The organism is Neorhizobium sp. P12A (assembly GCF_008365395.1).
In the GTDB taxonomy this organism is placed as follows: Bacteria; Pseudomonadota; Alphaproteobacteria; order Rhizobiales; family Rhizobiaceae; genus Rhizobium.
In genome coordinates this window covers 1-5647 of the sequence record NZ_QOVX01000055.1, presented here as the reverse complement: position 1 = coordinate 5647, position 5647 = coordinate 1, and the positions used below count along the sequence as shown (strand labels likewise).

General features: G+C 53.8%; 2 tRNA genes and 2 rRNA genes. All 4 read left to right on the top strand.

Annotated features, from left to right (window positions below):
• The first annotated feature begins 71 nt into the window (after nucleotides 1-71).
• The 4 genes from DTW90_RS36725 (at nucleotide 72) to DTW90_RS36710 (ending at nucleotide 5474) form a co-directional block, all read left to right on the top strand.
• Nucleotides 72-1552: ribosomal RNA gene (locus tag DTW90_RS36725) — 16S ribosomal RNA — on the top strand.
• A 322-nt stretch (nucleotides 1553-1874) separates the two neighbouring features.
• Nucleotides 1875-1951, top strand: a tRNA-Ile gene (locus tag DTW90_RS36720).
• A gap of 97 nt (nucleotides 1952-2048) precedes the next feature.
• Nucleotides 2049-2124 (top strand) — tRNA-Ala (locus DTW90_RS36715).
• A gap of 550 nt (nucleotides 2125-2674) precedes the next feature.
• Nucleotides 2675-5474 (top strand): 23S ribosomal RNA (locus DTW90_RS36710).
• The 16S and 23S rRNA genes sit together here with 2 tRNA genes alongside, the layout of an rRNA operon.
• The last annotated feature ends 173 nt before the right edge of the window (nucleotides 5475-5647 follow it).

Here is a 5647-nt window from a genome sequence, read left to right as displayed (position 1 = left end):
GATGCGGATGATGATGGGTGTGAGTTCTCGTCGATTCAGTAAGAACGTGATTTTAGTCGAGATTGAATTCTCAACATGAGAGTTTGATCCTGGCTCAGAACGAACGCTGGCGGCAGGCTTAACACATGCAAGTCGAGCGCCCCGCAAGGGGAGCGGCAGACGGGTGAGTAACGCGTGGGAATCTACCTATCTCTGCGGAACAACTCCGGGAAACTGGAGCTAATACCGCATACGCCCTTCGGGGGAAAGATTTATCGGGGATAGATGAGCCCGCGTTGGATTAGCTAGTTGGTGGGGTAAAGGCCTACCAAGGCGACGATCCATAGCTGGTCTGAGAGGATGATCAGCCACATTGGGACTGAGACACGGCCCAAACTCCTACGGGAGGCAGCAGTGGGGAATATTGGACAATGGGCGCAAGCCTGATCCAGCCATGCCGCGTGAGTGATGAAGGCCCTAGGGTTGTAAAGCTCTTTCACCGATGAAGATAATGACGGTAGTCGGAGAAGAAGCCCCGGCTAACTTCGTGCCAGCAGCCGCGGTAATACGAAGGGGGCTAGCGTTGTTCGGAATTACTGGGCGTAAAGCGCACGTAGGCGGATATTTAAGTCAGGGGTGAAATCCCAGAGCTCAACTCTGGAACTGCCTTTGATACTGGGTATCTTGAGTATGGAAGAGGTGAGTGGAATTCCGAGTGTAGAGGTGAAATTCGTAGATATTCGGAGGAACACCAGTGGCGAAGGCGGCTCACTGGTCCATTACTGACGCTGAGGTGCGAAAGCGTGGGGAGCAAACAGGATTAGATACCCTGGTAGTCCACGCCGTAAACGATGAATGTTAGCCGTCGGCAAGTTTACTTGTCGGTGGCGCAGCTAACGCATTAAACATTCCGCCTGGGGAGTACGGTCGCAAGATTAAAACTCAAAGGAATTGACGGGGGCCCGCACAAGCGGTGGAGCATGTGGTTTAATTCGAAGCAACGCGCAGAACCTTACCAGCCCTTGACATGCCCGGACAGCCAGAGAGATTTGGTTTCCACTTCGGTGGCCGGGACACAGGTGCTGCATGGCTGTCGTCAGCTCGTGTCGTGAGATGTTGGGTTAAGTCCCGCAACGAGCGCAACCCTCGCCCTTAGTTGCCAGCATTCAGTTGGGCACTCTAAGGGGACTGCCGGTGATAAGCCGAGAGGAAGGTGGGGATGACGTCAAGTCCTCATGGCCCTTACGGGCTGGGCTACACACGTGCTACAATGGTGGTGACAGTGGGCAGCGAGCACGCGAGTGTGAGCTAATCTCCAAAAGCCATCTCAGTTCGGATTGCACTCTGCAACTCGAGTGCATGAAGTTGGAATCGCTAGTAATCGCGGATCAGCATGCCGCGGTGAATACGTTCCCGGGCCTTGTACACACCGCCCGTCACACCATGGGAGTTGGTTTTACCCGAAGGTAGTGCGCTAACCGCAAGGAGGCAGCTAACCACGGTAGGGTCAGCGACTGGGGTGAAGTCGTAACAAGGTAGCCGTAGGGGAACCTGCGGCTGGATCACCTCCTTTCTAAGGAAGCTGTGGAACTGGTAAGACGCTTGGCCTGATCTTCGGATCAACCCAGGATGAACCTTCCCGTGCTTTTTAGAACATAGATCGGACCAGTCAGGTCACGATCGAAACGCAATACGTCACGGAGCCTTCATGGCCCGATGATATGGCGAGCCTCGCCGTCCACGTTTCTCTTTCTTCACAAGGATATCGAACCATTTGTTTGCGCTCACGCGCCGTTCGCACCTTCGGTGCTGCGCTCCGCGAGGGCGCCAGACGACTGGCGACGGCCTCTGGCCTTTATGGGTGCCTGATAGCAGACTTGAAGTTCGGCAAGTTAGGGCCCGTAGCTCAGTTGGTTAGAGCACACGCTTGATAAGCGTGGGGTCGGAAGTTCAAGTCTTCCCGGGCCCACCATTTGCCCGAGCAAACGCAAGTTTTGCTTTTTGGTGAGTGGTTTGTTTGCGGTTTACTGATCCCTGACGGCTTGGCTGTTCGGGTGTTTGCGATGGTTGGGGCTGTAGCTCAGCTGGGAGAGCACCTGCTTTGCAAGCAGGGGGTCAGCGGTTCGATCCCGCTCAGCTCCACCAATTGCATTTGGTGTCGAGTTGGCCGGATATCCTTTGAAGAAATACAAGTTTGCATCGACTTCGGTCTGATGCCTGTTCTGCATATATCGTGAAGAGAAGATTGATCTGGAGGCTTCCAGGTGTCGGGTTTTACCTGACGTCCGAGCCCAGTTCCTGAGAAACCATGGATGGCCTAGCCGGCCGGATATGGTGGAGGAACTGGAGGTAGGAAGGAAGCTTGTTACTCTGAGTTTATCGTTGTTGTCGTCCCCAGGGGTGGCTCTGACGATGGCTTGATGGCCGTTGCCTGACCGCGCGGTCCCGGATTTAATCTCGAGAAGCTGGTCTTAAAGACAGACTGCAAGCGAACTGCTCGGCGTAGTTCCAATAAAGCAGATCTGTCGAACACGTTAATGGCATCATTGATTGGTTCGGGTTGTAAAAGGTAACCCGGACTTTGGGTCTGGCATATTCGGCTTGTCCGGATAGTCAGATTTGGAACCCCTTTGAGCGCAAGCGAGAAGGATAGGAATTCCAAATCCAATAGGTGATGAGCATTGGCAATGAGAACGATTAAGTGTCGTAAGGGCATTTGGTGGATGCCTTGGCATGCACAGGCGATGAAGGACGTGATACGCTGCGAAAAGCCGTGGGGAGCTGCGAATAAGCTTTGATCCATGGATCTCCGAATGGGGCAACCCACCTTAAGTGCTTGGAAAATCATTCTGGTTGTTTAGGCAACCCGAGTGGTTTCCAAGCATTGTTATAAGGTATCTACACCTGAATACATAGGGTGTAAGAAGCGAACGCAGGGAACTGAAACATCTAAGTACCTGCAGGAAAGGACATCAACCGAGACTCCGCAAGTAGTGGCGAGCGAACGCGGACCAGGCCAGTGGCATCAAGTGTTAAAGTGGAACAAGCTGGAAAGCTTGGCCGTAGTGGGTGACAGCCCCGTACGCGTAGATACATTTGATGTCCTAGAGTAGGGCGGGGCACGTGAAACCCTGTCTGAACATGGGGAGACCACTCTCCAAGCCTAAGTACTCGTGCATGACCGATAGCGAACAAGTACCGTGAGGGAAAGGTGAAAAGCACCCCGACAAGGGGAGTGAAATAGAACCTGAAACCGGATGCCTACAAACAGTCGGAGGGCGCAAGCCTGACGGCGTACCTTTTGTATAATGGGTCAACGACTTAGTGTAACAAGCAAGCTTAAGCCGGTAGGTGTAGGCGCAGCGAAAGCGAGTCTGAATAGGGCGATATAGTTTGTTGCATTAGACCCGAAACCGAGTGATCTAGCCATGAGCAGGTTGAAGGTTGGGTAACACCAACTGGAGGACCGAACCCGCATCTGTTGCAATAGATTGGGATGACTTGTGGCTAGGGGTGAAAGGCCAATCAAACTCGGAAATAGCTGGTTCTCCGCGAAATCTATTTAGGTAGAGCGTCGAGCGAATACCCCCGGGGGTAGAGCACTGGATGGGCTATGGGGACTCACCGTCTTACTGATCCTAACCAAACTCCGAATACCGGGGAGTACTACTCGGCAGACACACGGCGGGTGCTAACGTCCGTCGTGAAAAGGGCAACAACCCTGACCTCCAGCTAAGGTCCCCAAGTCATGGCTAAGTGGGAAAGGATGTGAGGATCCCAAAACAACCAGGATGTTGGCTTAGAAGCAGCCATCATTTAAAGAAAGCGTAACAGCTCACTGGTCTAGTCAAGGGTCTTTGCGCCGAAAATGTAACGGGGCTGAAGCCATGCACCGAAGCTGAGGATTCCCGCAAGGGAGTGGTAGCGGAGCGTTCCGTAAGCCTGTGAAGGGACAGTCGTGAGACATCCTGGAGGTATCGGAAGTGCGAATGTTGACATGAGTAACGATAAAGAGGGTGAGAGACCCTCTCGCCGAAAGACCAAGGGTTCCTGCTTAAAGTTAATCTGAGCAGGGTTAGCCGGCCCCTAAGACGAGGCGGACACGCGTAGTCGATGGGAACCACGTTAATAATCGTGGGCCTGGTGGTAGTGACGGATTGCACAAGTTGTTCTGGTTTATTGGATTATCAGGGCAGCGGAGCGGTTCCAGGAAATAGCTCCACCGTATAGACCGTACCCGAAACCGACACAGGTGGTCAGGTAGAGTATACCAAGGCGCTTGAGAGAACTATGTTGAAGGAACTCGGCAAATTGCACGCGTAACTTCGGAAGAAGCGTGACCCTTTGATACGCAAGTATTTGAGGGTGGCACAGACCAGGGGGTAGCGACTGTTTACCAAAAACACAGGGCTCTGCGAAGTCGCAAGACGACGTATAGGGTCTGACGCCTGCCCGGTGCTGGAAGGTTAAGAGGAGAGGTGCAAGCTTTGAATCGAAGCCCCAGTAAACGGCGGCCGTAACTATAACGGTCCTAAGGTAGCGAAATTCCTTGTCGGGTAAGTTCCGACCTGCACGAATGGCGTAACGACTTCCCCGCTGTCTCCAACATAGACTCAGTGAAATTGAATTCCCCGTGAAGATGCGGGGTTCCTGCGGTCAGACGGAAAGACCCCGTGCACCTTTACTATAGCTTTACACTGGCATTCGTGTCGGCATGTGTAGGATAGGTGGTAGGCTTTGAAGCGGGGACGCCAGTCTTCGTGGAGCCATCCTTGAAATACCACCCTTATCGTCATGGATGTCTAACCGCGGTCCGTCATCCGGATCCGGGACAGTGTATGGTGGGTAGTTTGACTGGGGCGGTCGCCTCCGAAAGAGTAACGGAGGCGCGCGATGGTGGGCTCAGACCGGTCGGAAATCGGTCGTCGAGTGCAATGGCATAAGCCCGCCTGACTGCGAGACTGACAAGTCGAGCAGAGACGAAAGTCGGTCATAGTGATCCGGTGGTCCCGTGTGGAAGGGCCATCGCTCAACGGATAAAAGGTACGCCGGGGATAACAGGCTGATGACCCCCAAGAGTCCATATCGACGGGGTTGTTTGGCACCTCGATGTCGGCTCATCGCATCCTGGGGCTGGAGCAGGTCCCAAGGGTTTGGCTGTTCGCCAATTAAAGCGGTACGTGAGCTGGGTTCAGAACGTCGTGAGACAGTTCGGTCCCTATCTGCCGTGGGTGTAGGAATATTGACAGGATCTGTCCCTAGTACGAGAGGACCGGGATGGACATATCTCTGGTGGACCTGTTGTCCTGCCAAGGGCATAGCAGGGTAGCTACATATGGAATGGATAACCGCTGAAGGCATCTAAGCGGGAAACCAACCTGAAAACGAGTATTCCCTATCAGAGCCGTGGAAGACGACCACGTTGATAGGCCGGGTGTGGAAGTGCGGCAACGCATGAAGCTTACCGGTACTAATAGCTCGATTGGCTTAATTGTTCTCATTGCCGATGTTCATCAAAGATGAACATGGCCATTGTTTTGTCCTCACGCGCTGTGGCGCTGCGGACGGCGCGCCGGACGCCCGGCGGCTCGGCTTTGCCGGCTGCTGGTGCCACGCGGAAAGTTCAAAGACGTGTTCACCCGGCGAGTATCGTATACTCGTCCGGAAA